Raw genomic sequence first — 3,176 nt, 5'->3', positions numbered from 1 at the left:
CCTGCTCCCCCTGCCCTTCTGCTTCCTACTTCCGGTTTCACTTGGACTGTGGCACCAGGCACTAAGTTGAATTGTCCATCAGTGACTACTTGTTCACCTGGTTTCAACCCTTGCTTAATTACCGTTTCGTTCCCAACGGTGTCGCCTACCGTAATTGGACGCATTTCTGCTGTTTTATCAGGTTTGACTACATACACAAACTGCCCCTGTTGTCCACTCTGTACCGCTTGCGAAGGAACAGTAATGGCATTTGGTTCTTCACTCAGTTTGAGTACTACATTGACAAACTGCCCCGGAAACAGGCGCTCCTCAGCGTTGGCAAAAGTACCCTTAAGTTGAATTGTGCCTGTTTGGGTATTGACTCCACTATCAACAAAGGTGAGTTCGCCTCGTACTGGATGCCCTGCATCTTTAGGAGGTAAAGCATCAACTTCTAACTTGCCATTATTAGCACTGTATTTTTTGATGTCTGGCAGCAGTCGCTGGGGAATGGAAAAGTTAACGTAAATGGGGCGAATTTGGCTGATTATAATTAGCGGATCGGTGGCATTCGCCTGTACTAAGTTACCTTGATTTAGCTTTAGGTTACCTGTGTGTCCGGCAATTGGCGAGTAGATAGAACTGTAAGAAAGCTGAACTTTAGCATTATCGATCGCAGCTTCATCTGCCACTACTACCGCCTGAGCATTTTGTACATCTGCTTGGGCTGCCGCCACAGCAGCAGCCGCATTTGCCACTCCACCCTGATCTGCTTTCACTGTCGCCTGTTGAGCATTAGCAGTAGTCTGATACTGTTCGGCCTGTTCTTTACTGATTGCCCCAAGCTTTCGCAAACTCCCATAACGTCGAGCTTGCACATTTGCATTTGTTGCCTGAGACTTATCCTTTACAACGTTCGCTTTTGCCTGGTTCACCTGGGCGATCGCTTGTAGCACATTTGCCTGTGCCTGTTTCACCTGAGCTAAATCTTTAGCTTTAGCAGCATTAGCTTGCATCAGTGCGGCTTGTAGAGGGCGGGAATCAATTTTAAATAACAAGTCTCCTTTCTTAACGTTCTGTCCTTGCTGAAAATAAACTCCCGTAAGTTGTCCGCCTACTTGTGACTTGACAGATACTGTAGAATAGGCTTCTACCGTTCCTGTAGCCGATAGCTGTATTGGAATCGTTTTTTGAGTTGCAGTGGCAGCTACTACTGGCACAGCTCGCTTTTTCCCTGCTTCTTTTCCACTTGATTGGGCTTCGGAAGTACTACAGGCACTACACAAATAGACCAGACTTAACATAAGTAGCGAGAATCGCCCTCTTTGAATGATGCTCTGAAAATAAGGAACAGTTTGAGCAGTTAAGGGCGAAGGCTTTATCGTCTGAACAAGAGCTAAACAGCGCATATCAACAATTCGGGGGAAAGGGGAAGCAGAGACATGTACTAGCTTGTCGTTAGACATCGCATTCTCCACAAAATTCTTGGTTGCGATTAATTCTAATTAGATAAGCAGAATGTTAGTTTAACTAAATATTAGTGTATTAATAATTGTTTTTTTCGCCCACCCCTTTTGGGAATAAATTGTTGTCAAACTCTTGTGACTTTGGTACTAGGCTGTTGTGACTTTTTTCCTATATATCTTTTATATGGATTGTGTTGCAAAAATTGTTTGAGAAGAAATGTAATAGCTTAAAGCTACAACTTTAATTTTACGAAAGCGATCGCAGTTTGTCCTTCAGCCAAAATAAATATTTTGACTCAGACATTCAAGCGATCGCTACTGAAATTTAAGCAGCACAAAAAATTGGGGCAGGTGATAAACCCGCCCCGATCGCTTCTGATATACTGCGCCCAACGGCTGTAGCTACAGGCTTTAAACTATCAACTAAATGCACCATATCTTCTAAAGAAAGTGCTTGACGGGCATCAGAAACAGATTTTTCTGGTTCTGGGTGACATTCAATAATTAATCCATCTGCACCGCAAGCGATCGCAGCTCTAGCCACAGGTGCAACCAACTCCCGTTTCCCAACAGCATGGGAAGGATCTACAATCACAGGCAGGTGAGTTATTTGCTTGAGTGCTGCCACTGCTCCTAAATCCAGGACGTTGCGGGTGTAATCATCAAAACTGCGGATACCTCTTTCGCACAACACCACATCAGGATTCCCGTGGCTGAGGATATATTCAGCAGCCATGACGAATTCTTCAATTGTCGCTGCTAAACCACGTTTGAGTAGGATTGGTTTACCAGCTTGTCCCAAAGCTTTGAGCAAGTCGAAGTTTTGCATATTGCGGCTACCAACTTGAAGCATATCAGCATGGGCGGCGACTACTTCAATTTGAGAAATTGACATAACTTCGGTGACAACTGGCATATTGTAATGCGATCGCACCCTTGCCAAAATCTCCAATCCTTCTTCTCCCATACCCTGGAAAGCGTAGGGAGATGTGCGGGGTTTGTAGACACCGCCACGCAACCCCTGCACGGATGCACCAGATAGCTTTTGGGCGACTATCTCCATTTGTTCTAAACTTTCAACAGTGCAGGGGCCGCCGATAATTACGAGTTCTTCGCCCCCAAAAGCGACTTTTTTTGAAATTTTAACGATTGTTTGGTGGTTTGGATGAGATTGTGCGGCAAGTTTGGCGTTAATCATGGTTTCATTCTCCTAAAAATTGAGTATTGGGCACTATTTGTGGATAATAAAAAAGCCCGAAACCTTTGAAGAGTTCCGGGCGCGTTCTGAATCATCGACATGACGCTATTTACCCGGAACTTAGTCTGGGCCAAAAGTAAAAGCCATAAAACCAGCTATTCAAATAAGTCATGACGATGAAATTCTCCTTAAAACAACAAAAACCGCAGAGTTTGCTCTGCGGTTCACCGGGCGGTTTCCATTAGGAAACTCAATTCACTCCCGGTGAACCACCCTAAACCAAAAATAAAAGTAGGAATTTGTGTGAAGCATTTGTGGGGCTTTTGCTGAAAAAATTAATAAATATGCCTATTTAAATTAACATTATCAGGAAGAGTAAGCGGTGTCAAGACCCCCACAAACCCTAAAAAAGCGATAGACTCAGTAAAAATGTGGGAGTGAATAAGAGACAAGGGAGCAGGGGGCAGAGGGGAAAGAGGTAATATTTTTATTCGCGGGCGGGGGCGCGGCGGCCGGGCCGCCGGCGGGGGGGG

2 protein-coding genes are annotated in these 3,176 nt (G+C 44.8%); both read right to left on the bottom strand.

The window, feature by feature from the left end; translation table 11 throughout:
• A partial coding sequence (locus ACFE90_RS21675; RefSeq protein WP_375504171.1) for an efflux RND transporter periplasmic adaptor subunit occupies positions 1–1,445 on the bottom strand: 1,445 nt, incomplete at its 3' end.
• A 325-nt stretch (positions 1,446–1,770) separates the two neighbouring features.
• Positions 1,771–2,643 (bottom strand): 3-deoxy-7-phosphoheptulonate synthase, encoded by an 873-nt coding sequence (aroF, locus tag ACFE90_RS21670; protein ID WP_375504169.1) that lies wholly within the window; start codon positions 2,641–2,643, stop codon positions 1,771–1,773.
• Between the last annotated feature and the right edge of the window lie 533 nt (positions 2,644–3,176).

It is taken from the genome of uncultured Nostoc sp. (genome assembly GCF_964245445.1).
In the GTDB taxonomy this organism is placed as follows: domain Bacteria; phylum Cyanobacteriota; class Cyanobacteriia; order Cyanobacteriales; family Nostocaceae; genus Nostoc.
This window is presented reverse-complemented; position numbering and strand designations above follow the sequence as displayed.

Coding starts and splice junctions, on each gene's coding strand:
- aroF (WP_375504169.1), bottom strand. CDS start 2,643: ATGATTAACGCCAAACTTGCCGCACAATCTCATCCAAACCACCAAACA.